The sequence below is a fragment of the Enterococcus sp. AZ079 genome (assembly GCF_050547255.1).
GTDB lineage: Bacteria > Bacillota > Bacilli > Lactobacillales > Enterococcaceae > Enterococcus_D > Enterococcus_D casseliflavus.
The window spans coordinates 1,708,966-1,734,478 of sequence record NZ_CP172955.1; the positions used below are offsets into that span (position 1 = coordinate 1,708,966).

Annotated in this window: 25 protein-coding genes; 6 read left to right on the forward strand and 19 right to left on the reverse strand. The window is 41.9% G+C overall.

Features of this window, described 5'->3' with window-relative positions; genetic code table 11:
- Positions 1-16: 16 nt before the first annotated feature.
- Complete coding sequence (locus IGJ15_RS08245; RefSeq protein ID WP_201689075.1) at positions 17-526, forward strand: AAA family ATPase; 510 nt, start codon at positions 17-19, stop codon at positions 524-526.
- A 213-nt stretch (positions 527-739) separates the two neighbouring features.
- On the opposite strand, the gene IGJ15_RS08250 is transcribed toward IGJ15_RS08245, so the two are convergent.
- The 3 genes from IGJ15_RS08250 to lepA form a co-directional block, all read right to left on the reverse strand.
- On the reverse strand, positions 740-991 hold the full coding sequence (locus tag IGJ15_RS08250) for a hypothetical protein (protein ID WP_015509648.1): 252 nt from the start codon (positions 989-991) through the stop codon (positions 740-742).
- A gap of 272 nt (positions 992-1,263) precedes the next feature.
- Positions 1,264-2,214, reverse strand: coding sequence for a zinc-binding dehydrogenase (locus IGJ15_RS08255; protein WP_333719143.1), 951 nt, complete (start codon positions 2,212-2,214; stop codon positions 1,264-1,266).
- Positions 2,215-2,394: 180 nt separating this feature from the next.
- A complete protein-coding gene (gene lepA, locus IGJ15_RS08260) occupies positions 2,395-4,230 on the reverse strand; it encodes a translation elongation factor 4 (RefSeq protein ID WP_005226023.1) in 1,836 nt (611 codons plus the stop codon).
- A gap of 145 nt (positions 4,231-4,375) precedes the next feature.
- Between lepA and IGJ15_RS08265 the strand changes: the two genes are divergently transcribed.
- From IGJ15_RS08265 to IGJ15_RS08280, 4 genes are all read left to right on the forward strand, one after another.
- Positions 4,376-5,590, forward strand: coding sequence for a GNAT family N-acetyltransferase (locus IGJ15_RS08265; RefSeq protein ID WP_005226022.1), 1,215 nt, complete (start codon positions 4,376-4,378; stop codon positions 5,588-5,590).
- Positions 5,591-5,641: 51 nt separating this feature from the next.
- A complete protein-coding gene (locus IGJ15_RS08270; RefSeq protein WP_430599450.1) occupies positions 5,642-6,127 on the forward strand; it encodes a nucleoside 2-deoxyribosyltransferase in 486 nt (161 codons plus the stop codon).
- Positions 6,128-6,793, forward strand: a complete 666-nt coding sequence (locus IGJ15_RS08275) for a hypothetical protein (protein WP_005226020.1) — start codon at positions 6,128-6,130, stop codon at positions 6,791-6,793.
- 276 nt (positions 6,794-7,069) lie between these two features.
- Entirely contained in the window at positions 7,070-7,255 is a 186-nt protein-coding gene (locus IGJ15_RS08280; RefSeq protein WP_005226019.1) for a hypothetical protein, read from the forward strand.
- 61 nt (positions 7,256-7,316) lie between these two features.
- On the opposite strand, the gene lepB is transcribed toward IGJ15_RS08280, so the two are convergent.
- The 4 genes from lepB to clpB all read right to left on the reverse strand — a co-directional run bounded on the left by lepB (position 7,317) and on the right by clpB (position 13,315).
- Complete coding sequence (gene lepB, locus IGJ15_RS08285; RefSeq protein WP_201689068.1) at positions 7,317-7,886, reverse strand: signal peptidase I; 570 nt, start codon at positions 7,884-7,886, stop codon at positions 7,317-7,319.
- A gap of 166 nt (positions 7,887-8,052) precedes the next feature.
- Positions 8,053-9,006 (reverse strand): ABC transporter ATP-binding protein, encoded by a 954-nt coding sequence (locus tag IGJ15_RS08290; protein WP_010748213.1) that lies wholly within the window; start codon positions 9,004-9,006, stop codon positions 8,053-8,055.
- On the reverse strand, positions 9,003-10,544 hold the full coding sequence (locus IGJ15_RS08295) for an ABC transporter permease/substrate-binding protein (protein WP_010748212.1): 1,542 nt from the start codon (positions 10,542-10,544) through the stop codon (positions 9,003-9,005). The genes IGJ15_RS08290 and IGJ15_RS08295 overlap by 4 nt, the downstream gene beginning before the upstream one ends.
- Positions 10,545-10,711: 167 nt before the next feature.
- Positions 10,712-13,315, reverse strand: coding sequence for an ATP-dependent chaperone ClpB (gene clpB / locus IGJ15_RS08300; RefSeq protein WP_201689064.1), 2,604 nt, complete (start codon positions 13,313-13,315; stop codon positions 10,712-10,714).
- A 307-nt stretch (positions 13,316-13,622) separates the two neighbouring features.
- Between clpB and IGJ15_RS08305 the strand changes: the two genes are divergently transcribed.
- Positions 13,623-15,149, forward strand: coding sequence for an ABC-F family ATP-binding cassette domain-containing protein (locus IGJ15_RS08305; protein WP_333719124.1), 1,527 nt, complete (start codon positions 13,623-13,625; stop codon positions 15,147-15,149).
- A gap of 39 nt (positions 15,150-15,188) precedes the next feature.
- Here IGJ15_RS08305 and IGJ15_RS08310 read toward each other — a convergent pair whose 3' ends face one another.
- The 12 genes from IGJ15_RS08310 to IGJ15_RS08365 all read right to left on the reverse strand — a co-directional run bounded on the left by IGJ15_RS08310 (position 15,189) and on the right by IGJ15_RS08365 (position 25,419).
- Positions 15,189-16,220 (reverse strand): lysylphosphatidylglycerol synthase transmembrane domain-containing protein, encoded by a 1,032-nt coding sequence (locus IGJ15_RS08310; RefSeq protein ID WP_430599453.1) that lies wholly within the window; start codon positions 16,218-16,220, stop codon positions 15,189-15,191.
- A gap of 27 nt (positions 16,221-16,247) precedes the next feature.
- Entirely contained in the window at positions 16,248-16,520 is a 273-nt protein-coding gene (locus IGJ15_RS08315; RefSeq protein ID WP_077454516.1) for a DUF1294 domain-containing protein, read from the reverse strand.
- Between the two features lie 33 nt (positions 16,521-16,553).
- The gene (locus IGJ15_RS08320; protein WP_333719123.1) at positions 16,554-17,462 is read right to left on the reverse strand and encodes a diacylglycerol/lipid kinase family protein; all 909 of its coding nucleotides are present in this window, start codon (positions 17,460-17,462) and stop codon (positions 16,554-16,556) included.
- A 99-nt stretch (positions 17,463-17,561) separates the two neighbouring features.
- Complete coding sequence (gene pepT / locus IGJ15_RS08325) at positions 17,562-18,794, reverse strand: peptidase T (protein ID WP_005226010.1); 1,233 nt, start codon at positions 18,792-18,794, stop codon at positions 17,562-17,564.
- Positions 18,795-18,805: 11 nt separating this feature from the next.
- The gene (locus tag IGJ15_RS08330) at positions 18,806-19,924 is read right to left on the reverse strand and encodes a Nif3-like dinuclear metal center hexameric protein (RefSeq protein WP_236596167.1); all 1,119 of its coding nucleotides are present in this window, start codon (positions 19,922-19,924) and stop codon (positions 18,806-18,808) included.
- Positions 19,921-20,616 carry a tRNA (adenine(22)-N(1))-methyltransferase gene (locus tag IGJ15_RS08335; protein ID WP_010748203.1) on the reverse strand — a complete coding sequence of 232 codons (696 nt, stop codon included), beginning with the start codon at positions 20,614-20,616 and terminating at the stop codon, positions 19,921-19,923. The genes IGJ15_RS08330 and IGJ15_RS08335 overlap by 4 nt, the downstream gene beginning before the upstream one ends.
- A gap of 95 nt (positions 20,617-20,711) precedes the next feature.
- The gene (locus IGJ15_RS08340; protein ID WP_010748202.1) at positions 20,712-21,173 is read right to left on the reverse strand and encodes a hypothetical protein; all 462 of its coding nucleotides are present in this window, start codon (positions 21,171-21,173) and stop codon (positions 20,712-20,714) included.
- 24 nt (positions 21,174-21,197) lie between these two features.
- Complete coding sequence (gene dnaI / locus IGJ15_RS08345) at positions 21,198-22,127, reverse strand: primosomal protein DnaI (protein ID WP_201689055.1); 930 nt, start codon at positions 22,125-22,127, stop codon at positions 21,198-21,200.
- Complete coding sequence (locus IGJ15_RS08350) at positions 22,127-23,503, reverse strand: replication initiation and membrane attachment family protein (RefSeq protein WP_213356436.1); 1,377 nt, start codon at positions 23,501-23,503, stop codon at positions 22,127-22,129. The genes dnaI and IGJ15_RS08350 overlap by 1 nt, the downstream gene beginning before the upstream one ends.
- A 13-nt stretch (positions 23,504-23,516) precedes the next feature.
- Entirely contained in the window at positions 23,517-23,987 is a 471-nt protein-coding gene (nrdR, locus tag IGJ15_RS08355; RefSeq protein ID WP_005226004.1) for a transcriptional regulator NrdR, read from the reverse strand.
- 203 nt (positions 23,988-24,190) lie between these two features.
- Positions 24,191-24,832, reverse strand: a complete 642-nt coding sequence (locus IGJ15_RS08360) for a FusB/FusC family EF-G-binding protein (protein WP_333719122.1) — start codon at positions 24,830-24,832, stop codon at positions 24,191-24,193.
- 248 nt (positions 24,833-25,080) lie between these two features.
- Entirely contained in the window at positions 25,081-25,419 is a 339-nt protein-coding gene (locus IGJ15_RS08365) for a CsbD family protein (RefSeq protein ID WP_185953951.1), read from the reverse strand.
- Positions 25,420-25,513 lie beyond the last annotated feature (94 nt).

Sequence of the window (25,513 nt, forward strand, 5' to 3'; positions counted from 1 at the left end):
AGCTGGCGGTAGTCTGATGAAAAAGCTTATATTGATCAGTGGTACGATGGGAATTGGTAAATCAACTATAACTGAAGAACTATCCAAACAAACAAAGCAGTCTATTTACCTTGACGGGGATTGGTGCTGGATGATGAATCCGTTTATCGTCAATGAAGAGAATAAGGATATGGTGATCAACAATATCCATTTTCTGTTAAACTCTTTTATCAATAACTCTATGATCAACGTCATTTATTTTTGCTGGGTTATGGATGAGCAAAAAATTGTGGATCGAGTCTTGAACGGCATCGCATTGGAAGATATTGACGTGCAACACTTCTCATTAATTGCCTCGCCAGAAAAATTGCAGAAAAACTTTGAAGGAGATATAACCACCGGGAAACGAACACTATCTGATTTACAGCGTTCACTGGATAGGTTACCAAAATATACTGAATTGCGTTCAAGAAAAATTGATATTTCCCATTACTCTGTTGCGGAGACCGTTTCAAAAATAAGAAAAATAATTTTGGCATCTTCTTAAATATTCCTTCAATTAGTAAATTTTGGCCCATGTTTTTTAACGCAACTATTCTCAGAGAGTTACTTCTTGTGACTGACACAAATAAGCCCATACTCATAAGAGCATGGGCTTATTGAGATCATTGTCAATTCTAAATCTTCAATTGAAATCTGGCTTTTATCAATTCAGATTTCAATTGCTGAATAATGGTGACAATTTCTTATTATTCTTCAATTACATATACTTCTCAACTTCATCAATTTCTTTTTGTAGTGCTTTTTCATCGTACTTTTCATACTTACCGGCTTCGTGTGCGATCTTTTTGATTTCATGAATCGCTTTTTTCTCAACGATCCATTTCTTCATACTATGTTTTTTTGCATCTGCATCTAGTGTGTCTAATTCAGCTAAATTTTCATCTAACTTATCAAGAACCTCTGCAATTTTTACCAATGCTTTTGCTTCCTTTTCTTCATAGTTTGTCATAGATATCACTCCTTAAGTATTTGATATATTTATCATACTGCTGTAATTAAATATTTTCAAATTAAATGTACTGTGTATCACAAAGTTTTATCTTATTCTCACTGAATAGATAGAAACTATAATTTTTTTGCAATATTCTATTCATTTTACATTTATTTTTATCCTTAAAGATGTATCATAAGAGAACTATCGATTATATAAAAAAATGCCTTAGTGAAACATCAAACATTCAGTGTATCGTTTGCAATAAAAACATCTAGTTTTTTACCTTCTTATGGTTGCAGCAGAATTTTCCCGATACTTTTTCCAGATTCTAGATAATCATGGGCAGCTTTTCCGTCAGCTAATGAAAAAATGGTTGGTTGACTGATTTTCATTTGATCCTTGCTAAAGTAGTCAAACAATCGAGAGCTTCTTCTCTCCCGCTCTTGAAAACTTGTCAAGTAATCCCAGAGATCTCCTGTCAAAATACTTTTTGATTTAGATAGCAAGGGAACAAAGTCGATTGCTGGAGGATTTCCGCCGGCCATGCCAAAAAAGACAACCTTCCCTCTATTTTTGAGCAAGTCGACACTTTCGACTAATGTATGCCCAATGCCATCATAAACGGTATCAAAGAAAGAAGCGTAGGTATCTTGCCATTCTGTATTTCTTAAAAAGACTTGTTTTGCTCCTTGGTCTAAAGCCAGTTGCCGCTTTTCTTCCGTAGAAGTGACGCCATAAACTTCTAGACCATCTGCGGTTAATAATTGCGATAAAATTTGTCCGACGCCACCACTTATCCCATGGACGAAGACCTTACTATGATTCACATTATTGCCAAGATCATGAGCTAAAAAATCAGCTGTCAACCCTTGCAGACCAATACTGGCTGCTAATTTAGGTGGTATACCTGATGGAATACGGATAGCATTTTCCTCAGGAACAGCCACCAATTCTGCATTAGCAAAAGGAACATCCACAAAAAGAATCGTTTCCCCTAGCTGAAACTTGGAGACAGATGTTCCTTTTTGAATAATCCTCCCTACCCCTTCATAGCCATTAATAAGAGGGTCTCGGGATTCAATATGATAGTTACCCTTTCTCCGATAAATATCAGCATAATTCAACCCAATATACATCATCTCTACCATTAGCTCATTTTCGTGAATGATGGGATCAGGCAAATCCCCATATGTTAAAACAGTTGAATCACCGAATTCATTAAAATACAACGCCTTCATGCGCAAATCATCTCCGATCTTCAATCTATCAAAAGCCACGCATCAATCGATTGAAACTATCTACTAAACAACCGATGAATGTCCCTTCGGTCATTTTAGATTTTCCTTTTATTCAAAAAAAGCACCTTCTCTCGAAGGTACTTTCATTTTATTCCTCTTACTGACATCCGTCAAAACAGATTATTTCTTCGGTTCGTCCTCATCCATTTTCAGAACTGCCATGAAGGCTTCTTGCGGTACTTCGACGGAGCCGATTTGTTTCATCCGCTTCTTCCCTTCTTTTTGTTTCTCTAGGAGTTTGCGTTTTCGAGAAACGTCACCGCCGTAACATTTCGCCAATACGTTTTTACGCAAGGCTTTGATGTCAGAACGCGCAACGATTTTTTGTCCGATGGCTGCTTGGATCGGTACTTCAAATTGTTGTCGTGGGATCAGTTTTTTCAGTTTTTCAACGATGGCTTTACCGCGTTCATAAGCAAAGTCACGGTGAACGATAAAGCTTAACGCATCGACTTTTTCAGTATTCAGCAAGATGTCCATCTTCACTAGCTTGCTGGTGCGGTAACCAGACATTTCGTAATCCAGTGATGCGTAGCCTTTGGTGCTGGATTTCAATTTATCAAAGAAATCAAAGACGATTTCCGATAGTGGGATCTCATAAACGACGTTTACACGATAATCATCCAAGTAATCCATTGTGACAAAGTCTCCCCGTTTGCGTTGGGACAATTCCATTACAGCACCGACGTAATCATTAGGCACCATGATTTGTGCTTTGACGTAAGGTTCTTGTACGTTTTCGATCGTGACTGGTTCAGGAAATTCTGCCGGGTTATCAACGACGACCATTGAGCCATCTGTCTTGTTGACATGATAGATTACGGATGGTGCAGTCGTAATCAACTCAAGGTTAAATTCACGTTCTAGCCGTTCTTGCACGACATCCATGTGTAATAGGCCTAAGAAGCCGCAACGGAACCCAAATCCTAATGCTTGAGAGGTTTCTGGTTCAAATTGCAATGCTGCATCATTCAATTGTAATTTTTCCAATGCTTCTCGAAGGTCGTTGTAGCGTGAAGTATCGATTGGGTACAATCCGCAATAAACCATCGGATTCATTTGACGATAACCAGCTAAGGCTTCTTCTGCTGGATTGTTGGCTAATGTCACCGTATCCCCGACTTGGGTATCTTTAACGGTCTTGATGGCAGCAGTGATATACCCAACATCGCCCACCATCAACGCATCTCGTTGAATGGCTTTTGGTGAAAAGACACCAACTTCCGTAACATCAAAGGTCTTGCCATTGCTCATCATTTTGATTTTATCTCCAGGTTTGACCATCCCGTCCATGATGCGGACGTTTAAGACCACCCCACGATAGGAATCGTACACGGAGTCAAAGATCAACGCTTTTAGCGGTGCTTCAATATCACCTGCTGGAGCTGGGACATACTCAACAATTTGTTCCAAAATGTCTTCGATCCCAATACCTGCTTTGGCACTTGCTAAAACAGCTTCACTGGCATCGATACCGATCACATCTTCGATCTCTGTTCGTACTCGCTCAGGATCGGCAGCTGGCAAGTCTATTTTATTAATGACTGGTAGGATCTCTAAATCATTGTCTAACGCCAAGTAGACGTTTGCCAATGTCTGTGCTTCGATCCCTTGAGCTGCATCAACGACGAGCACGGCGCCTTCACAAGCAGCCAAACTGCGGGAAACTTCATAGGTGAAATCGACGTGCCCTGGGGTGTCGATCAAATGGAAGATGTAGGTTTCGCCGTCTTTGGCGGTATAGTTAAGTTCCACGGCATTTAATTTGATCGTGATTCCTCGTTCACGTTCAAGATCCATGGAGTCTAATAGTTGGTTTTGCATTTCTCGTGACGTCACCGTATGGGTTTGTTCCAAAATACGGTCCGCCAATGTTGATTTCCCATGGTCGATATGGGCGATAATGGAGAAATTACGAATCTTCTCCTGTCGTTTTTTCATTTCTTCTATGTTCATGGATACGTTCCTCATTTCTTTTAGTCAGCTTTTCTATTATACCAACGAAACGCCAATAGATAAAGTATTTTTCTTAACCGTTATTTAGACATATTCATTCAGGTTTTGCTATACTAGAGCTAGCAAATAAATTGGAGTTGAAAGAATGGACAATAATTTTCATCAAAATCTACATATTCGAGCGGTGGAAGAAAAAGACGTTGATCAGTTCAACGAACTGTTAAGCTATGTTTTTCAGATCACTGAATCGGATATTGAAGAAAGCGGCTATGAGAGCAAACGGGAAATGATCAAATCTAAGCGCCCGATCTTAGAGCTTTCCAAGGTCTTTGGCTGGTTCAATGAAGACAAGTTGATCTCGCAAATCGCCGTTTATCCTTGTGAAGTCAATATACACGGCAAATTGATCAAAATGGGCGGAGTGACCGGTGTTGGGACCTACCCAGAATATGCCGGACATGGCCTGATGAAAGACTTGATCAAGCTTGCCTTAGAAACGATGCGGGAAGATCAGCAATGGATCTCCTACCTTTACCCTTATAATGTGCCCTACTATCGTCGCAAAGGCTGGGAGATCATGTCCGACAAGCTGACCTTCAAAATTCGTGATACCCAGCTTCCGAAAACCAAAGAAGTCCCTGGGATCGTAGAGCGCAAAGAAGTGGATGATCCTGATGTCTTTACTGTCTACAACCAATTCTCCCGCGACAACCATGGTGCCTTGCAGCGGACCTCTTTTCACTGGGAAGAGTATTGGCGCTATGAAAATGAAGAAGAGCGCACCGCGGCTGTTTATTACAATGCCAGTGGTCATCCGACTGGTGTACTTTTTTATTGGGTAGCCGAAGAAGTCTTCCATGTAAAGGAAATGTTCTACTTGAATCAAGAAGCCCGCAATGGTCTTTGGAATTTTATCTCTGCCCATTTCTCAATGGTTTATTGGGTCAAAGGAGACATATATTCAAATGAACCCCTGTCCTTCTACTTGGACGATAGCCAAATCAAAGAAACCATAGAGCCTTATTACATGGCGCGGATCGTCGATGTTGAACAGTTTTTGAAAAACTTCCCATTTGAAGCCTTCCAAACACCTTTTCACTTTGTTGTTTCCGACCCAGTTGCCGATTGGAACAACGGGATCTTCGGTGTCCAATACAATCACGGGGAGATCGTGGTTTCAAGAGAAGCTATCGGAAAAGCGGTCCAGCTGGATATTCAGACATTGTCTTGTCTGTTGATGAATTACCGCCGCCCAGCTTACTTAGAGCGTGTGGAACGGCTAAATACCGATTCAGAAACACTGGCATTACTGGAATCGATCATCCCTGATATGGAAGCCTATTTCAGCGATTATTTCTAAACAACGAATCAACAAAATGTACAACTATGAATGATTAAGGAGTGTTTTTGAATGAAACTATATTTTGCTGCTCCCCTGTTTGCTGCTAGTGACCTGCGCTACAACGCCGAACTTGTTGCGTCGATTCGTCAGCAGTATCCGCAGCTGGAGATTTATTTACCTCAAGAAAATGCCGCGATCAATGAAAAATCCGCCTATGCGGATAGCAAAATGATCGCTTTGGCAGATACCGAAAAAGTACTGGAAAGTGATTTGATGATCGCATTGCTGGATGGTTTGACCATCGATGCTGGGGTTGCCTCTGAGATCGGTGTCGCCTATGCAAAAGGCATTCCTGTTTTAGGGCTTTATACGGATAGTCGCCAACAAGGTGCCGACAATCAGCAAAAGCTGGCAGCATTACAAACCGTTGCGGAAAATCAGTTCCACTATGTTAATCTTTATACGGTGGGTTTGATCAAGCTAAACGGGGAAATTTATTCCTCTGAAGCAGCCCTTTTAGCTGGCTTAGCCGACTATCTTTCGGAGGACAACTAAATGGGGCAAAATTATCAGCGACTGCAAAAGGTATTCACTATTTTTGGTATTCTCGTGTTTTGTTTTTCTTTGTGGGAATTTTTCCGTGGTGTCTATCCGCAAACACAAGGATTGATTTTCCTCGCCCAAGCCTTGCTTGGGATTTTATTGATCTTCGTCCCAGAAATGAGTAAAAAGTTCTTGAAAATCCAGCTACCAAACGCCACCGTCTACTTTTATTGGTTTTTCTTGCTGATCTCTGTATTTATGGGGACGATCTTACATTTGATCGAAACCATTGCTTTCTGGGATAAAATTTTGCATGCGGTAAGCCCAATGGTCTTGACGGCTGTCGGCTATGGATTGATCTGTCTGCTACTGAAAGAAGTCAAAGTTTCAAACGTCTCTCCCTGGTTATTCTTACTGATGGGCTTTGCTTTTGCTGGCTTGTGTGGTATCTTCTGGGAGTTTTGGGAGTTTATCTGCGATTCTGTTGGTGGAATGAACCTCCAACGTTATGCAACCTTAGATGGTACTCCGTTTATCGGTCGTGAAGCATTGATGGATACGATGGGTGATTTACTGACCAACACGATTGGTGCTGCCTTAATGGGCGTGATCGCGTATGTGCAAGGTCGAGGCAAACCTGATTACTTTGAAAGTTATCGGATTAAAAAATTATCATAAACGACCTTTAAAAGCTTGTTGAAACCATCGTTTTTCAACAAGCTTTTTTCTTTTGTTCTTTTATTCATAAAGAAAAATTTATAAAAATACTTAAATAACACATCTTATTTTTATAGATTCGCTGTCTATCAAGGTTTGACCTTTCTTACACTTCCCTATAAAACGATTACATCCACAAAAAAATTCCCTCGTTTAATCATTTTTATTTCCCCAAAAAACCATGGTCTGTTATAATTACATTATTCATTTGACGTTGCGTCAGTAAAGGAGAGGCTTATGGTTCTAACAGTGTTTTTTATTTTATGCTGCTTGATTTTTTCATCGATCACCTATGCGTTCTCTAAAGATGCTCGAAAATTTGTCCAACCTTTATCAATCAAAATTATTTTTATTGCATCAGCTATTATTGCGGTTTGGACAATGTTCTTTTCAATGGTTGCATTTGTCGCTTGGGTCATCTAAAAAACATTCTTGTCAGTTGCGATCGTTTTCGCTGCACTGGCAAGAATGTTTTTTCTTTTGATTAAAATAGTTTGATTTGATTCAATGGCCAAAAGCGCAGCAGCACTTTCCCTTCCATTTGATCTTCCGTTACAACCCCGAAACTGCGACTGTCTCTAGAGATCAAACGATTGTCTCCCATCACAAAATAGCTGCCTTCAGGCACCGTTACTGAGAAATCTTCCGTAAACTGTTCCGCACCAGCGGCGATTTGCTGAAACATTTCGCGATAAGAATATTCGTCTTGTAATTGATCGTCTGCAAATTTCTCTTTAAACTCATCTAAATAGGGTTCTTCGTATACTTCTCCATTGATCGTTAGGACATCATCTTTCATCTCGATGGTATCACCGGGTATACCAATCAACCGCTTGACAGCGATTTTACTTGGATCATCTGGTTCAACACATATCACGATGTCTTGTCGGTCATAGGAGGAGATTTTTGATGCAATCAAACGCTGTTTATCTGCCAACGTTGGGTCCATAGAATGGCCACTGACTTGAACTGGGGTCAGGACAAACAGACGGATGAGAACCACGGCGACGATAAAGAAAAGCAGTAACCAATTTTCTTTGAGGATTTTTACCATAGCTGCTCTTTCGCTCCTTTACTGCATCTTTTGTCATCGGCGAAAGCTTGTTCTGCCATTTTGACAAAAGATATCTTCCTCAATCTTACGTGGAATTTTTGCTTTGAGCAAGAGAAATCATCGATTTTAAAAAATTTATGATATTTCTCGTTGCGAAAAGAATCGTTTACGTTCGATCACGACTCAAGAAAGCAAACACATCTTTTCGACGTAGACTCCCTATCAGTTGGTGATTTTCTTCGATCACCACCGTCTCATGACTCGCAAATAAAGTATACAACTCATTTAATGGCGTAGATGCTGCAATTTTCGGGTCAGCTTGATTGATATCATTGCTGAAAAAGTTCATCCGTATCAAATCTCCTGCTGTGACCAGTTTTGCTTCATCTTCCCCGGTTTCTTCAAAGAAGCTTTTCACAAAAGCGGTCTTCGGTTGTGAAACGATGACTTCTGGTGTATCGCATTGAACGATCTTCCCTTGATTCATCACAGCGATGCGCGTCCCTAATTTTACCGCTTCTTTCATGTTATGCGTGACAAAAATAATCGTTGTCCCAAGCTCTTGGTGCAGATCGAGGACTAGCTCCTGTAAGGAATTACGAGAAATTGGATCAAGGGCACTAAAGGGTTCGTCCATCAGAATGATTTCGGGATTGGCAGCTAACGCGCGCAAGATCCCGATCCGTTGCTGTTCTCCACCAGACAATTCTTTCGGCATTCGATGACGGTATTGCTCTGGGTCAAGTTTGACCTGTGTCAGCAAACGATCCACGGCTTCTGAGCGATCTTTTTTTGACCACCCTAACATCTCTGGGATCACTTCGATATTTTGTTTGACATCCATCGTCGGAAACAGAGCGATTTGTTGGAGAACATACCCCATTTGCCAACGCATCTTTTGAATATTGTATTCTTTGATGCGTTTTTCTTTGAAGTAAATATCACCATCTGTCGGTTCTGACAACGCGTTGATCATCTTCAAAGTCGTCGTTTTCCCACTCCCAGAAGGACCGACCAAAACAAAGATTTCTCCTTTATTGATACTCAGATCTAATTGATCGATCACTAGTTTTTGATCAAACTTTTTACTGACGTTTTTAAATTCAATAATTGGTGTCATTCTTGTCCCTCCTTAATTAGTCCTTCGTCTATCAGGAAGGTACGTGCGACTTCTGCTGGATTTTTTCCTTCGACATTGACCTGATAATTCATTTCACTCATTTGTTCTTCGGTGATTTTCCCTGCCAACTTTTCCAATGCACGGACGACTTCTGGATGTTCCTTGGCAAAGGCTTCTTTCATCAAAGGCGCTCCTTGATAAGGTGGAAATAGTTCCTGATCGTCTTCTAGAATAACTAAGCCATATTGACGCAATTCACTGTCCGTGGAATAGGCATCCAGTAGATTGATATCACCATTATTGATGGCTTGGTAACGCAATGCCGGTTCCATACTTTGGACACTTGGAAAATCTAGCCCATAAAGTTCTTGGATCCCCGCATATCCGTCCGTCCGATCAATGAATTCGAGAGTGAAGCCAGCTTTGATTTGATTTTCGATTTTCTTCAAATCAGAGATCGTGGTTAGTCCATTTTCCTCAGCAAATTCTTTTTTGACAGCCAACGCATAGGTATTTTGATACGCCATCGGCTGAAGCAAGGTCATCTCAAACTGATCCTTCAATAGATTGACTGCTTCGGTATAGGTTTCGTCGGAGTCAAGGTTTTGACTCGCAAGCTCTTCTGGTACCTCAACTAAGCTCTCCAACACGGTACCAGTAAACTCTGGATATATATCGACTTGACCATTGTCCAATGCGCTGAATAAGAAAGAGGTTTTTCCAAAATTTGGCTCTAGTTCAACTTGGGCATCAGGGTCTTCTTGTTCAATCAATTCTTTGTACATGTTGATCAAGATATCTGGTTCAGATCCTAGTTTTCCTGCGATGGTAATGGTTTTGGGAGCGAAAAATCCGCTTTGTGAAAAGGAAACCCCACCAATCAGCAAGATGATTGCTGCCAACGTGATCAAGGTATAGCGCGGTTTTAAATGTTGCAGGTAACGGATCAGGGTACTGAAAACAATCGCCAACAAGGCAGACCCGATCGCACCAATCAACGTTAACTCAGGCGCATTTCGATCGATCCCTAACAAAATAAAGGAACCTAACCCGCCAGCGCCAATCAAAGCGGCTAAGGTCGCTGTTCCGATGATCAAGACCAGCGCCGTACGAATCCCAGAAATTATGACAGGCAAAGCAATCGGCAACTCGACTTTGATCAATCGGCGCATCCGAGACATACCAAATGCCGCAGCAGCTTCTTCGATTGATGGATCGATCTCCGAAAGGCCAATATAGGTATTTTGAAAGATGGGCAATAACGCATAAATAACTAATGCGATCAATGCAGGTGGCGTTCCGATCCCCACGAATGGAATTAATAAACCTAACAGTGCCAGTGATGGAATCGTCTGTAACACACTCGTTATTTGTAGGCCGACTTCCGCTGCCCGTTTATGATTAACCAGCCAAATAGCTAAAGGAACAGCAATAACGATCGCCACGAGCAGCGCAATGATCGACAATGACAAATGTTCAAAGACAGCTGTCAGCAATTCCCCTTTTCGCTCATTCAACGTTTCAAAAAAAGTATTCATCTTTTCATTCCTCTCCTACTCCATAAGAACAGTATAATCGAAGTGCGAATTTCCTCCAAACAACAAGCAAGGAGAACTTTTTTGTCATATGTTGAGAGACAAAAAAACGATGGCTGCCAATGAAATGGCAACCATCGTTTTGTATTTATTCATTTGTTCTCTTTTTATTACTCGGTCATTGGCGTATTTTCAAAAACCAGCTGATCGTTCAATAATTCGATCGTGACTTGGGTCTTTGGTAAGACTCTGCCAGCAACGATTTCTTTTGCCAATGGGGTTTCGACTTCTCTTGTGATAAACCGACGGAGAGGTCGCGCACCATACGCTGGCTCATAAGCATTTTCAGCGATCCAGCGTTTGGCTTCTTCAGTGATCGTCAACAGTATATCTTGGACTTCCAGTCGTTGTGAAAGCTGTGCGATGATCTTGTCGACGATGCCTGTCACATCGCTTAGACTAAGCGGTGTGAATAAAATCGTATCGTCGATCCGATTTAAGAATTCTGGTTTGAAATGGCCTCTCAAGAGATTACGGACAGTTTCTGCGACAGTTTCTGGGATCGTCCCTTCTGCCGTCACGCCATCTAGCAAGACTTGAGAGCCGATGTTGCTAGTCATGATCAAGACGGTATTTTTGAAATCAACGACGCGTCCTTTTGAGTCTGTCAAACGGCCATCATCAAGCACTTGCAATAAGATATTGAAGACATCTGGATGGGCTTTTTCGATCTCATCCAATAAGACGATCGTGTATGGATTGCGTCGAACGGCTTCGGTCAATTGTCCGCCTTCTTCAAATCCAACATAGCCTGGAGGGGCACCGACCAAACGAGACACCGAATGTTTTTCCATATATTCGCTCATATCGATCCGAACCATATGCTCTTCAGAGTCAAAGAGGTTGACCGCTAACGCTTTCGCTAATTCGGTCTTACCGACGCCGGTCGGTCCTAAGAACAAAAAGGAACCTAATGGTCGATTTGGATCTTGCAGACCAGCTCGGGAACGAATGACTGCGTCACTGACGGCATCGACTGCCTCGTCTTGTCCAATCACTCGTTGATGCAAGGTCTCATTTAATTTCAACAGTTTTTCTCGTTCGCCCTCCACTAATTTCGCAACAGGGATTCCTGTCAAGCGGCCCACGACTAAGGCGATCTCATTTTCTGTCACTGACTCTTGAACCATCCGAATGCCTTCGTCTTGGTTTTTTTCTTCCAATTCAGCGAGTTCTTTTTCCAGTTGGGGAATCGTCCCATGACGAAGAACAGCTGCCCGTTCCAAATCATAGTTATTTTCAGCATCTTCCAACTCATGCTTGGCTTTATCGATCTCTGCCCGTTTATTTGAAACTGCATTGACTTCTTCTTTTTCCGTTTCCCACTGCATTTTCATGGTATTGACTTCTTCACGCAATTCCGCCAATTCTTCTTGTAAAATGCCTAAACGTTTTTTCGATGCATCATCAGATTCTTTTTTCAGTGCGGCTTCTTCGATCTCCAATTGCATCAAACGTCGAGTGACCTGATCGAGCTCGGTAGGCATCGAATTCATTTCCACCCGAATCGTGGCACTTGCTTCGTCGATCAAATCGATGGCTTTGTCTGGTAAAAAGCGGTCCGTGATATACCGATCAGATAAGGTCGCAGCAGCAACAAGCGCATTGTCATGGATATTGACGCCATGATGGATCTCGAACCGTTCTTTCAAGCCACGTAAAATCGAAATCGTATCTTGAACGGTTGGTTCCTGTACCAGCACTTTTTGGAAACGACGTTCCAAGGCTTTGTCCTTTTCCATATATTGACGGTATTCATCAAGGGTGGTTGCGCCAATCGTATGCAATTCTCCCCGTGCCAGCATTGGTTTTAGTAAGTTTCCAGCATCCATGCTGCCTTCCGTCTTACCAGCACCTACAATATTGTGGATCTCATCGATAAAGAGAATGATCCGTCCATCGGCTTTTTTCACTTCTTGTAAGACGGCTTTCAAACGCTCTTCAAATTCACCTCGGAACTTGGCACCTGCGATCAAGGCACCCATATCCAGAGAAAAGATCGTTTTGTCTTTTAGGTTTTCTGGGACGTCTTTTCGCACGATCCGTTGAGCCAATCCTTCAACAATGGCTGTTTTACCAACCCCCGGTTCACCAATCAAAACGGGATTGTTTTTTGTTTTCCGAGAAAGGATGCGAATCACGTCGCGAATTTCTTCGTCTCGTCCGATAATGGGGTCCATTTTTCCGCTGCGGACTTGTTGGACCAAGTCAACGCCGTATTTTTCTAATGCTTTGTATTGTTCTTCTTGATTTTGTGAGGTCACACGATCCCCTCCTCTTAATGTTTCGATCGTTTGCTTGATTTCTTTAGCGGTGATTCCTTGTTTCTTTAAATACACCGTCAATGGATGATTTTTCAATTTCATCAACGCATAAAGGACGATTTCTGTGGAAAGATACTCGTCTTGAAATTCATTTTTTAATTGATCTGCCTCAGACAAAAGATGAAACAGATTTTGACTCATGGATTGACCATAACGAACATTTCCTCCTTCAACCGAAGGCAGTTCATCTAATAGTCGGTCGACTTCTTTTTCAAAAGCATCGACATCGAGACCTGTGTCCGTGTAAAAATTGCGGCCGAATTGATTGGCTTGCAATAAAATCTTCCATAAATGCGGAATATCAATTTCTTGATGGTGACGGGTCATGGCAATCTGCTGGGCTTCAGCGATAGCACTTTGTAATGTAGTCGTCATTTTTTCTGGGTTCATACTTTTCCCTCCCAAAATGGTAGTCAGAAAAAAGTACGCTGCAAGCAGTATCCTTTTTTCTACTCTTCTATTATACAACGTTGGTCAGTAATGGTCAAAAGTTTTCCCTCGAACATCAAGATTTTTTTCAGTATTCTTTCATGAAAATTGACAGATGGGAAGCAGCAATGGTATGCTAGGTCCTGATTGGTCAGGAACAATCGATTTTCCTGATCGTTTTGATCGCTTTTTGGCGATTTTTATTCAGTAAGATTATCTACTTAGCTGTAACGTCTACTGTTTACAGCTTTTTTATATGGAGGAAATGATGTTAACATTAACGAATATTAGCCAACAATTTGGCGACAAATTGCTTTACGAAGACGTTTCCGTTCAAATCAACCGTGGTGAAAAAGTCGGTTTGATTGGACGGAACGGCGCTGGCAAAAGTACTTTAATCAAAATCATTACAGGAGAAATTCTCCCCGATGATGGCTTCGTCCAATTTCCGAAAAATTTGAAAATGGGCTATTTGGATCAATACGTCAATGTTGATGAAACGCAATCGATCCGTGATTTTTTGCGCTCTGCCTTTGCAGAAGACTTCGAAAAAGAGCAACAGATTGCCGATCTTTATACTTCTTATGGCGAAAGCCTCGACGATAAGCTTTTAGAAAAAGCGGGCGAATTGCAAAATCAATTGGATCAAGGAAATTTCTACCAAATGGATACATTGATCGATGATTTAGCAGAAGGGTTAGGTATTTCTGTTCTCGGAATGGATACCCCCCTCGCTTCTTTAAGTGGTGGTCAACGCTCAAAACTGATCTTGGCAAAAATGCTGCTAGAAAAACCCGACATGCTGATTTTAGATGAACCGACTAACCACTTAGATGATGAGCATATCAAATGGCTGGTTGAGTTTTTACAGGACTTTACTGGTACCTACTTAGTCGTTTCTCATGATCGTCAATTTTTGAATGAAATCACGACCCATATCATTGATATCGAATTTGGCAAGCTTTCTAAGTATACGGGGAATTTAGACAAAGCATTAAAGCTAAAAACGCTGCAAAATGAAAGTTATATGAAGCAATACGAAGCACAACAAGAGCATATCAAGAAAACCGAAAGCTATATCCGTAAATACAAAGCTGGTTCTCGTTCAACAATGGCAAAGAGTCGTGAAAAACAATTGGCAAAAATCGAACGTTTGACCCCACCCCAAGATGTCCCTAAACCGCATCTAGGATTTGATTTAGCACCGATCGTTACCACCTTGGCCTTGGAAACCACCAATCTAGTCATCGGATACGACCAAAAGCCCTTACTCTCCCCGATCAACCTAACGATCCGCTATGGCGAAAAAATTGCTATACGGGGATTTAATGGGATCGGTAAATCAACATTGATCAAAACAATTCTTGGTGTGATCCCAGCAATTGAAGGGGCCGTTTCTTACCCACAGCATACAAAATTCAATTACTTTTCTCAAGACCTTGACTGGGAATATCCATTGCAGACCCCTCTTCAATACCTTGAGGATCTTTTTCCGAAGGCCACCAACAAAGAATTGCGACGGCAACTTTCTCGGGCAGGTTTACCTAGCCAATTAGCCCAGGAAGAATTGAAGCTATTAAGTGGTGGTGAACAGACAAAAGTCAAACTAGCCGAAATGATGTTGATCAAAAGCAACTTTTTGATTCTTGATGAACCGACCAACCATATCGATCAAGACACGAAAAACAATTTGGAAGAAACCCTGGCAGCTTTTCCCGGAACCGTTCTGATCGTTTCCCATGAAGGCGAGTTTTATGAATCCTTTGTTGATCGGATCATTGATTTGAAAGACTAAAAAAACACGCTTATCCTCTATTCGAAGATAAGCGTGTTTTTAACTTTCCACTTTTTCTTTTCTTAATTCAGTCAACTCTTGGCTAATATCTTTGCGTTTTTCTTTCATTACATAAGCCAAACCAATTATGAAGGGCCAAATGAATGTTGCTAAACGGTACAGTAGCATGGAAGACGCAGCATCGACCGTGCCAACTAATGGACCAAAAAGCAGCATATAAATAAATTCAAATGATCCGATCCCTGCCGGTGTTGGAATCACCCCGGACAAGACGACGGCAAAACTGATGAAGGATAACGTCAACAAGAAATCGATCTCTGGATGCTGCACAACAAGAATCACATAAGGAATCACATACCAAGGCAGCATCTTCAAAAGATTCCACAAATAGATACGCAAGAAAGCGGTGCGGTCGGTAATGATCGCATTGACTGTTTCTCGTAAAGAATAAATTTGGGTGTTGCATTTGTCAACGATTCCTCTTAATGTCGCACTTTTGAACAGCTTATTGCTGACGATCACGAAAAAGACTTGAATGTTGATGCTGACCGAAAGTGCTAACAAAGCGGCAATGATCAAAAAAACGAGTACGATCCCCGCTAAAATTACCCAAATCATATTGGGTGCATTGTCATAGAATAGCGAAAATTGAATGATCAACCCAGCGATTGCATAAGTCAATATGGCGAACTTATACATCACCATGTGTAAGGTGGTGACCCCAACGCCCTGTGACAACTGCAAGCCATTTTTACGGTAAAAATTCACCTCTGAGATTAAGGTGCCTGCCCCAAACGTCACAATCCGATAAAACCCACTGTAACAGACGGTCAGAAACCCCGCCTTGGTGGTGAATTCCGGTTGGAAAGTCACTGCGATCTCTTTGACTGTTCGTCCTTCAATCACTAGGTACAGTGTGCCAAGCCCCATAACCAGTAAGACGACGAGAAAGCTGGTCTCTCTTAGCCCCGCCAAAATATCCATCATCGAGTTACGGACAAAAAAATACATCACACCCAGAATCCCTACTAGTAAAAGTAAATTAAGGGCGAACTTCACTTTAGTTTTCATATTAACTCCTTGCTTGTTATACCGAATTTATGCAAAAAAGACCATCAGCAGGATAGCAAAAACGGTGCCAAAAGCAAAAAAGAGGTGAAACTTCTTCTTTCTTGTTTTGTGGCGAAATACGCGTTGCGCAATTAAACCGCCTAATCCTCCGCCAATCGCCCCCATAAAAAGGAGATTTGCTTCGGGAACCCGCCAACCTTGTTTCACTGCCTGATATTTATCATACCCCATCAGACAGAAAAGATAAAGATTGACTGCAATTAAATAAAACCACAATGGATTGTAAATCAGTGCATCCATCCATTTCCTCCATATGATTGATCGTAGGGACCATTATTTTGATTCTTGTGCTTCCTCAGGTACCAACATCGTCAACCCGTGCTTAATGACTTTCATCTCGATTGGCAGATCATCCGTTGGATCGCCGTCGGTCCGAGTATGAACCGTTTTTTCTTTCGCCTTGATCGAGACCTTTGCGGCAGTGAAATATTCAACACTTGGTACTTTGGCAATTCTACCACGAATGATTCTTGGCAAATACAAAATAAACCGTAAAATGTTCAATTTTGGCAAAAGAATAACATGGAACAAGCCATCGTCAGGTTTTGCTTCTTCATCAAAGTTCTTAAACCCACCTGCTGAATTCGACATGACGATCGTCAGTAATTGACTTTTCCCCTGCCATTTCCGTTCGTCAGCGATGACTTCCAATTTGTATTGTTTCTTTTTGATCAACAGATGAATGAACCGTTTCATAAACGCCAACGGACCGTACTGTTGTTTTTCTTCTTGGGAAGTTGCTGCTGCAGTATCTGCTAAAAGACCAATGGTCATCGTCGAGATCATTACTTGATCATTGACCATCCCATAATCGATCGGACGTTCAACCCCTGTTAAAATATTCTCAAACGCTTCTTCTGGCTTGACTGGAATACCTAACATTCGAGCGAAGTTATTTACCGTTCCTCCAGGAATGATCCCGATCTTCAGCTCATCCAGCTTTTCTTTGAATGTTTGCAGCCCCTGATGGATCGTTCCATCCCCACCAATAATAACAATCGTATCGACCGCATGTTTCTTGGCTGCCTCTTTAACATCCTCAGGGTCAACATCGGGATTTGATGCTTGTAAAAACACTTGATGCTCATCGCCTTGTTCGTTCACATAGGCTTGGAATTTTTCTGCTGTTTCTTTTGCTTCACTTTTCCCCGCTGTATCGTTGTATAATACGAGAATTTTCATCCTATTCACATCCTAATAAAAGGCCGGGCCTTACGCAAGACCTGCGTGAAGAGTTCCCAGCCCTAAAGTTATTCTTTTCTTTCAATGAAGAAGCTGCTGCTATGCTTGCGCATTCAGTTCGGCGATTTTCACGATCACATCGGTCGCTTTCATCATCGATTGTAGTGAGACGAACTCATAACGTCCATGCATATTTTCTCCACCAGCAAAGATATTCGGGGTTGGAATCCCTAGATAGGAGATTTTCGAGCCATCCGTACCACCACGGACAGGTTCTGTCATCGGTGTGATTCCAACTGCTTTCATCGCATCTTTCGCTAAATCAATGATGCTCATATCTTTTTCGATGATTTCTTTCATGTTGTAGTATTGATCATATAGATGTACGTGCACTCGTGGTTCATCAAAGCGGGCATTCAAGCTTTCTTGAACCGCTAATAATTGTGCTTTTCTTTCTTCGAAACGACTCCGGTCATGATCTCGAATAATGTATGCCATTTTCGCTTCTTCTACTGAACCACTAAGGCTCATCAAATGGAAGAACCCTTCTGTCCCTTCGGTTTTCTCAGGAACTTCATCAGCAGGTAGCGCATTTTGAAAATCGACTGCTAGTTGCAAGGCGTTGATCATGGTGTCTTTAGCTGTTCCAGGGTGGACATTCTTTCCTTGGATCGTAATTTCAGCTTGCGCCGCATTGAAGGTTTCGTATTGCAATTCTCCTACTGGACCGCCATCCATTGTATAGGCAAAATCAACATTGAAATCTTCCACATCGAATTTATCGGCACCAACACCAATTTCTTCATCAGGTCCAAATGCGACTTTGATTTCCCCATGCTTGATCGTTGGGTTTTTCAGTAAAATTTCCATGGCTGTCATGATTTCTGCAATACCTGACTTATCATCAGAACCTAATAAAGTGGTACCATCAGTAGTGATCAAGGTTTCCCCAGCATAATTTTTTAAATTCGGAAAATCTTTTGTATTTAATGTGTATTTTCCTTCTTTATCTAATTTAATGGTCGATTCGCCATCGTAATTTTCGATGATCTGCGGATCAACATTTTCTGCATTAAAATCGGCGGTATCCATATGGGCGATAAAACCGATGGAGCGCACGTCATGATCGACGTTACTTGGTAATGTTGCGATCACGAAACCATTTGATTCATTGTAATGAACATCGCTTAACCCTAGTTCTTCAAGTTCTTTTTGCAGTTCTTTAGCAAACGCGACTTGTGTTTGGGTGGAAGGGGTTGTGGTGCTTGTTGCATCCGAACGTGTTTCTGTTTTGACATATTTTAAAAAGCGAGGCAATAAATTTTCGTACATAAAAGATTCTCCTATCTATAGTCAAATGGATTTGTTGAAGTGGTGGAAGGAACAAAGGTCACAGCCCAGTTCTCTTCTGCTTTCCACTGATTGAATTTCTCAATAAACCGAGGAATACATTCCTTTTCGATGTTGTGCCCTGGATCGATCGCGATCAACCCATTGGCTTGCATGTCATGGGCGAAATGGTAACTGATATCGCCAGTGATGTACACATCCGCTTGATGGCGTAAGGCATCGGAATAAAACGATTGACCACTGCCGCCACAAATGGCGATTCGCTGAATTTTTTCAGGTGAGTTAGGAAAACTGACAACACGTAAAGCAGTCAAACCAAACCGCTCTTTGACACGTGCGACAAACTGATCAATGGAAAGAGGCTCAGCGAGGTTGCCAACCCGTCCGATTCCATAGGTCTTCGGCAAATTGTCTAAGGCATACAGATCATAAGCTGGCTCTTCGTAAGGATGAGCAGCGATCATTGCCGAAAGGACCTTTTTCTCGATCGTTTCTGGAAAAATGACTTCGATTTTCGCTTCTTGCACCTGTTCTTCTTTTCCAATCTCACCGATGGCAGGATGCGCCGCTTGCTGTGGCGTAAAGCGACCGGTGCCAATCAATGAATAGCTGGTGTTTTGGTAATTGCCTTGCTGACCAGCACCAGCTTTTCCTAATGCCTTTCGCAATGCTGGTGCCGATTCAACAGGTGTAAATACAGCTAACTTCTTCATTTTTACTTGATGGGTTTGCTTCAAGTACGTATCTGGTTCAACTTCTAGCAGTTCACAAAACCAATCGTTCAAACCGTCTTCAATAATATCCATATTGGTGTGGGCGGCGTAAACGGCGATATCATGCTTGACGAGATCCATCAACATCTTTTGTTGCGGATCATCGGTCAGCAAGCGGTTCAAAGGGCGAAAGATCGGTGGATGTTTCGCGATGATCAAGTCGATCTTTTTCTCGATGGCTTCGGTTACCACTTCTGGACGGACATCAAGGGTCATCATGACTCGCTCGAGGGGTTTGTTTAATGTACCAACATGCAGACCAACAGGATCGTCTTCTTCTGCCAAACATAATGGGCAATATGCTTCAAAGCGTTTGATAAATTCTTGACCAGAAATCATGCCAGTACCTCCTTGATCCATTCGATTTGTTCTTTCAATTCATTCATTTTCTCAGCAGGTGGTTCTTTGGCTTTCTCTAACTCTTTGACCACTCGTTGACGCTGCTTCAATTCATGCTGCCATTTTTTATAAAAAACTGGATTTTTTTCTTTTAATAAAAAGGGACCAAAAAATAATTGCTGGGGCGTGTACGTCGCTTTTCCAGTTTCCGCAACGATGATTTCGTAATTTTTGTCATTTTCTTCTAACAGCACTTCATGAATGATCGTAAAATTGTGATCAACGAGCCATTCCCGCAAAGTCCTTTCGCCAACATTCGGTTGTAAGACCAAACGCTTGACCCCCGCTAAGCGATTTTTTCTGCTGCCTTCTTCTAAAATAGAGCGAATCAAAGTTCCCCCCATTCCAGCAACAACAACCGTGTCGATCTTATCTGCTGGCTGAATAGCGTCCAATCCGTCTGCTAAGCGCACCACGATCTTCTCTGTTAGCCCGTTTTTACGTACTTGTTTACTGGCAGAATCATAAGGTCCTTGAACGACTTCTCCAGCTACAGCATAAGTGATTTTGTTCTGCAGCATCAATGCCACAGGTAAATAAGCATGGTCGGAGCCGATGTCGGCGATACGTGCTTGGTCGGGAATTTGTTCGCCCACGCAAGCCAAACGATCCGATAATGCATGTTCGTTCATATTGTCACTCCTTCTTTCGTAGTATAACACGCTTTCCATAAATAGAAAAAAATGTGCGTCTTGACTGTGGTGCCATTGCCAAGGCGCACATTGCATTAATCGTTCACTAATTCAACCTTTTGAATCGAGTTACCGGGAATTTGCGGTGGGATCGACATCGTCATGATTGGGACGCCTTGCAGCGACACTTGGACCTTGTCTCCTTCAACTAACTCCTCGATCTCTCCTGAATAGGCCTCGATAGGGACATGGAGAATGACCCCATCATTTTGAAAACTTTGGACGACTTGATCCTCATCTTCAACTGCCGCTACGTCTTTCAAAAATAATTGAAAGGTATCATCTGAACCTGCTCGGGCATCTTCTTGAATAATACCAGTAAAAACCGTCGCTGTTTCGCTCTCTGAAGAACTATTGGCAACGGAACTAGCATTCTCACTTGATTCAGAAGGCGTGTTATCGCCACTTGATGCATTGTTGTTTTCGGGACTGCCACAAGCCGTTAACAGCAGCACTGCTGCTAAGGACAAGCCTAGAATCACTTGTTTTTTCATCATCTTCTTCCTCCAGTAATGGTTTTTTTAGGCATCATTTCGTCGATTTTTGCCCGTCATTTGGATCTCTTGTGTCAAGTAACGAATACGCTCCATAATACGTTTGGCTTTCAATGGTTCGGATTCGCCGCGTTGCGTTACTGAAAGATGCTGCTCCAACTCATGCATGGTAAAATTCGAGGTGAAGAACGTCGGGAGTTGCTCTTGCATTCGGTATTGTAGAATCACACCGAAGACTTCATCACGAATCCAACTGCTCATCGCATCCGCACCGATATCGTCCATCATTAAGATTGGGGCTTTTTTCACTGCGTTCAGCTTATCCCCCACCTGATCTTTGCCGATTGCTTGTTTCATCTCTACTGCAAATGTCGGGAAGTGAACCAATGTCGTCGTGTAGCCTGCCTCCGCTAAATCTCTGGCGATCGCGCCAAGCAGATAGGTTTTTCCGATTCCAAAACTCCCTACAAAGTAAAGTCCTTTATGAAACTCCTGCGGATTGGCTGTCACCTCACTAATAAAATCAACGGCAGCTGCGATGGCCTCCATTCGGCCAGGCGTTTGCTGATAATCTGCAAAACTTGCTTCTTGTATATCTTTAGGCATATCCATCGCTTTGATGCGACTGCGGATCTCTTCTTGTTTCTGATACGCCAGTAGTTCTTTCGTTGGTACATAGGTGACGTCAATAAAATGAAAATTTAACGCTAAGCGCGGCTCATAGCCCGGTGCGATCATGGATGGATCATTGATGCGGAATTTCCGCTTTTCTTGGACGAACTCATACAGTTTCGCATAGCTTTTTTGAATATCTGCTTCGGTCAATACCTCTTCATTTTCGGCAATAAACGCTTTGACATCAGGATCTTGTAAAACCTCTGCCATCATTGCTGAAAACTGATCACGGTAATTGCGTTTATCCAATAGTTTTCCTAAGTTTTTCCCTACATCTTCCATTACTTGTCACCAGCTTTCTTATGCAAGTAGTTTTGCAGTTTTTTATCTAATTCTGCTTGTCGCTCTGGCGTTAAGGCTGTTTCTTCCACTGGTTTTTCAGCCCAAGAAGGCAGCTTTTCTTCGCGAATGATTTTTTTGCCGCTGATTTGTGGTCGGCTGCGTTTTTCCTTGGCACTTCGAACAAGGCTCCGAACATGTTTGATGGCATCTTCTGCCGTACCAATTTTTAATTCTGACCACTGAGCGGCGATATTGTTCACATAATTCCCTGACAAAGCGGCATTGTTTTGGACCACCAAGACATAATGAACCAGAACATTGATCACACTATTTGGCAATGGTGACCGTTCGACAAGGCTCTTGATCAGCCATTGTTCTGAATCCGTCATGAAACTGTTCTTCTCCGCTTTGATCGCCTTGAGAAAAGCGATCGGTGCATTGTTCTCACTTTCTTGAATCAATAACACATCATTTTCTGAAAAACCATTCTGTTTTAAGGTATTGAAGCGGCGCAACTGACTTTCCGCTTGGGGATCTTCTCTTTTTGATGTTTTCGTGAATGTTTGCCGTGATTTCTTCATGATAGCTTGTTCCAGCTTCTTCTGGTCGACCTCGCCTGTTGTCAAAGAAACATTGTCCGCCATCAAATCCAACAATTCCAACACATCATAGCCATATAAAGAATGGTATAGAACTAACTTTTGTCGAAAACTTGGCGTGAAATTAGCGGCACGGATATACCGACGCTGCGCTTCATATAAAAGAAAGTCCCAATCCAACTGCTTTTCGTCAAGCACCAAGTTCGCTTTGGTTTCTTGAAAAGAATCACTGACTGCCTGTAACGTTTCTTCATGTGAAGCAAAACGTGCGGTATTTAACCCATAGGCGGCTGAGAAGGATTGCGTCACTTCCTGATAATCGGTCAAGGAACACTGCTTTGGTTGATACAGCTTGACCAGCTGATCAAATTTACGCTCCCCGACTCTTTCCAACAACAGATAAGCATACAATTCATCTTGAAAAAACGCTGCTGGATGGACCGGTTCTTGCAACCAATACAGATACGAGCTTCCGTTTTGAGCATCTGCTTTCTCATAAGACTTTAGCAAGCCGATGCCCTCTAAGTTTTGCTTGGCTTTTATGAAGCGAGGCATTCCGGCATTCATGGCATTCAAGATATCTAGATGCACGGTCGTCATCGACTCCTCGCCAGAAAAGCTTTGGGCTTGGACATCGCTTGCGAGTGTTAAATACAACGCTAAAGCATCACTTTCAATAATTGGTTGATACAAATAAATGAGGGCGTCTTTCCCTTCCGTTGTAAGTGGACGGCTTTTGAACACTTTGTACGATTGATTCGGTAAACTATTGCCCACTTGTTGTCCCCCTCTATTCTTGTGGTTCTTTCGCTTTTTCGACGATGTCTTGTAGTTCTTTCAAGAAAACTGACATGTCTTTAAACTGGCGATAGACACTGGCAAAACGGATATAAGCGATCTCGTCTAAATCAACTAAATCTTCCATCACATACTCACCAATCTGTGTTGTAGAAATTTCATTTTCACCAAGAGCACGAACACGACTTTCCACATGATCGACGATCGTTTCCATTTGATCCATTGTCACTGGTCGTTTTTCAGCAGAACGAATCAAACCCCGTAGGATTTTTTCGCGATTGAATTCTTCACGGGCACCATTCTTCTTAATGACAAGTAGGGGTGCCTCTTCGATACGTTCAAATGTTGTAAAGCGATAGCCGCAATTTTCGCATTCACGACGGCGGCGAATCACACGTCCATCATCGGCTTGTCGACTATCAACTACCCTAGAATTGTTATGATGACATTTTGGACATTGCATAGTTCCACCTCATTTTCTCTCTTATGCGCTTACGTATTTACGTAAAGTCATCGGTTTCTATGATTAATTATAACATGAAATCCGTTGGTACAATAGCCAAAGTGGTTTATTCTGTTCATTTATTACAAAATTTAAATAATGTTATAACTACTGTTTTTTTGAATTTGAAAAAACGGCAGAAATTTTTCTGCCGTTTCATTTCGTTATTTATCTTTCATTTGCAGCAAAGAAACAAAGTCATGCAAATTTGCTGGCTGTTCCATCTGCTGATTGCACCGTTGGCTATCCCGGCAAATATAGTTCCCCCGTTTGGTATACGTTCCATCGCCATTGCTTTTTGTCAAAGAAAGAAACATCGAGACATTCCCCTCATGCTGACACAAGGGACAGATTCCTTTCTTGACCTCGGTTGAGACATGACCGTGAAGTCCTGTAAAGCCCTGCTCAGTGGCAATGATCATAAACTTACTTTGACTACCGATATCATCCCAAGAAAGATAGGTGGTCTCTTTTAAATCAACGGAAGCAAAATCAGGTATTTTTAGTTTTTTTACTTTCCGAAACATTTTTTCAATTTGTTTTGTTGTCGGTACCTGAAAGGGTCGGACGTACTCTTTGAGCTCTATTAACAGCTCATTGCTGCGACTGATCGTCATCCCTGGTTGAAAAAAAGCAGCTAAAATTTCACGTGGCGCTGTATCTTCTTCAGGAAAAAATTGTTCTATGGCGTCTTTTGTCATCGTTTCAACCGTTTTGATCGTTCGAGGATCATTGACCGATTGATACGTTCGTACTAATTGGTATACTTGATGTTTAATTGAATGAAATTGGTAAGGTTCGATCATAAAAAAGCCTTCTTTCTAATTTTCCGTTTCCTATTGCGGCTGTTCTACTTTCTTGACAGTCGTACACAATGCATAAATAAGCATTTGATGACCACCTCCCAATTTCTTTGCTGCTTTCCATGCGATCTTAATGGATTATAATGAGAGGTTGAGAAATTGTCAACTGTGCAGGTGGTTGTCTTTCAACCTCTCTTTGGTCTCATTAACAAAAAATGCCTCGTCTAGAAGACGAAGGCATCCACGTTTGTTTATAATTTATCTTCAATTCCTGTGTAATGCTTCAGCTGGTCTGCATCCCGTCGATCATTCGAAGAAATTTTATTTGCATCGGGATTTTCAGCTCGCAATAGTTCTTCGCTACTGACATTTTCAGGGGTGGTTCGATCATTGCGGGCATCACGCTCATCATTTTGAATATCTAGTTCATTGACTCGTTTTTGATCGTGCTCTTTCTTGATTTGACCTTCTTGTGCTTGTTCTTTCCCAGAGTGGGCAAGTTCTTCATTGTTGGTCCACTCCCCGATTTTTTCTTTGGCTTTGCCAACGATCACATCTTTTTCATCTTTAAAAGTACCCATAGTTATCATCCCTCCTGTATAGTTTCATCATAACAAGCATTCTGGTTTCTGACAAAAGATATGAATGCGATACCAAATAGCCAGCAAAATGTTTTTCTTTATG

Excerpts from the sequence above, each read along its gene's own strand:
- IGJ15_RS08245 (WP_201689075.1), top strand. The coding sequence starts at position 17 with ATGAAAAAGCTTATATTGATCAGTGGTACGATGGGAATTGGTAAATCA.
- IGJ15_RS08250 (WP_015509648.1), bottom strand. The coding sequence starts at position 991 with ATGACAAACTATGAAGAAAAGGAAGCAAAAGCATTGGTAAAAATTGCA.
- IGJ15_RS08255 (WP_333719143.1), bottom strand. The coding sequence starts at position 2,214 with ATGAAGGCGTTGTATTTTAATGAATTCGGTGATTCAACTGTTTTAACA.
- lepA (WP_005226023.1), bottom strand. The coding sequence starts at position 4,230 with ATGAACATAGAAGAAATGAAAAAACGACAGGAGAAGATTCGTAATTTC.
- IGJ15_RS08265 (WP_005226022.1), top strand. The coding sequence starts at position 4,376 with ATGGACAATAATTTTCATCAAAATCTACATATTCGAGCGGTGGAAGAA.
- IGJ15_RS08270 (WP_430599450.1), top strand. The coding sequence starts at position 5,642 with ATGAAACTATATTTTGCTGCTCCCCTGTTTGCTGCTAGTGACCTGCGC.
- IGJ15_RS08275 (WP_005226020.1), top strand. The coding sequence starts at position 6,128 with ATGGGGCAAAATTATCAGCGACTGCAAAAGGTATTCACTATTTTTGGT.
- IGJ15_RS08280 (WP_005226019.1), top strand. The coding sequence starts at position 7,070 with ATGGTTCTAACAGTGTTTTTTATTTTATGCTGCTTGATTTTTTCATCG.
- lepB (WP_201689068.1), bottom strand. The coding sequence starts at position 7,886 with ATGGTAAAAATCCTCAAAGAAAATTGGTTACTGCTTTTCTTTATCGTC.
- IGJ15_RS08290 (WP_010748213.1), bottom strand. The coding sequence starts at position 9,006 with ATGACACCAATTATTGAATTTAAAAACGTCAGTAAAAAGTTTGATCAA.
- IGJ15_RS08295 (WP_010748212.1), bottom strand. The coding sequence starts at position 10,544 with ATGAATACTTTTTTTGAAACGTTGAATGAGCGAAAAGGGGAATTGCTG.
- clpB (WP_201689064.1), bottom strand. The coding sequence starts at position 13,315 with ATGAACCCAGAAAAAATGACGACTACATTACAAAGTGCTATCGCTGAA.
- IGJ15_RS08305 (WP_333719124.1), top strand. The coding sequence starts at position 13,623 with ATGTTAACATTAACGAATATTAGCCAACAATTTGGCGACAAATTGCTT.
- IGJ15_RS08310 (WP_430599453.1), bottom strand. The coding sequence starts at position 16,220 with ATGAAAACTAAAGTGAAGTTCGCCCTTAATTTACTTTTACTAGTAGGG.
- IGJ15_RS08315 (WP_077454516.1), bottom strand. The coding sequence starts at position 16,520 with ATGGATGCACTGATTTACAATCCATTGTGGTTTTATTTAATTGCAGTC.
- IGJ15_RS08320 (WP_333719123.1), bottom strand. The coding sequence starts at position 17,462 with ATGAAAATTCTCGTATTATACAACGATACAGCGGGGAAAAGTGAAGCA.
- pepT (WP_005226010.1), bottom strand. The coding sequence starts at position 18,794 with ATGTACGAAAATTTATTGCCTCGCTTTTTAAAATATGTCAAAACAGAA.
- IGJ15_RS08330 (WP_236596167.1), bottom strand. The coding sequence starts at position 19,924 with ATGATTTCTGGTCAAGAATTTATCAAACGCTTTGAAGCATATTGCCCA.
- IGJ15_RS08335 (WP_010748203.1), bottom strand. The coding sequence starts at position 20,616 with ATGAACGAACATGCATTATCGGATCGTTTGGCTTGCGTGGGCGAACAA.
- IGJ15_RS08340 (WP_010748202.1), bottom strand. The coding sequence starts at position 21,173 with ATGATGAAAAAACAAGTGATTCTAGGCTTGTCCTTAGCAGCAGTGCTG.
- dnaI (WP_201689055.1), bottom strand. The coding sequence starts at position 22,127 with ATGGAAGATGTAGGGAAAAACTTAGGAAAACTATTGGATAAACGCAAT.
- nrdR (WP_005226004.1), bottom strand. The coding sequence starts at position 23,987 with ATGCAATGTCCAAAATGTCATCATAACAATTCTAGGGTAGTTGATAGT.
- IGJ15_RS08360 (WP_333719122.1), bottom strand. The coding sequence starts at position 24,832 with ATGATCGAACCTTACCAATTTCATTCAATTAAACATCAAGTATACCAA.
- IGJ15_RS08365 (WP_185953951.1), bottom strand. The coding sequence starts at position 25,419 with ATGATAACTATGGGTACTTTTAAAGATGAAAAAGATGTGATCGTTGGC.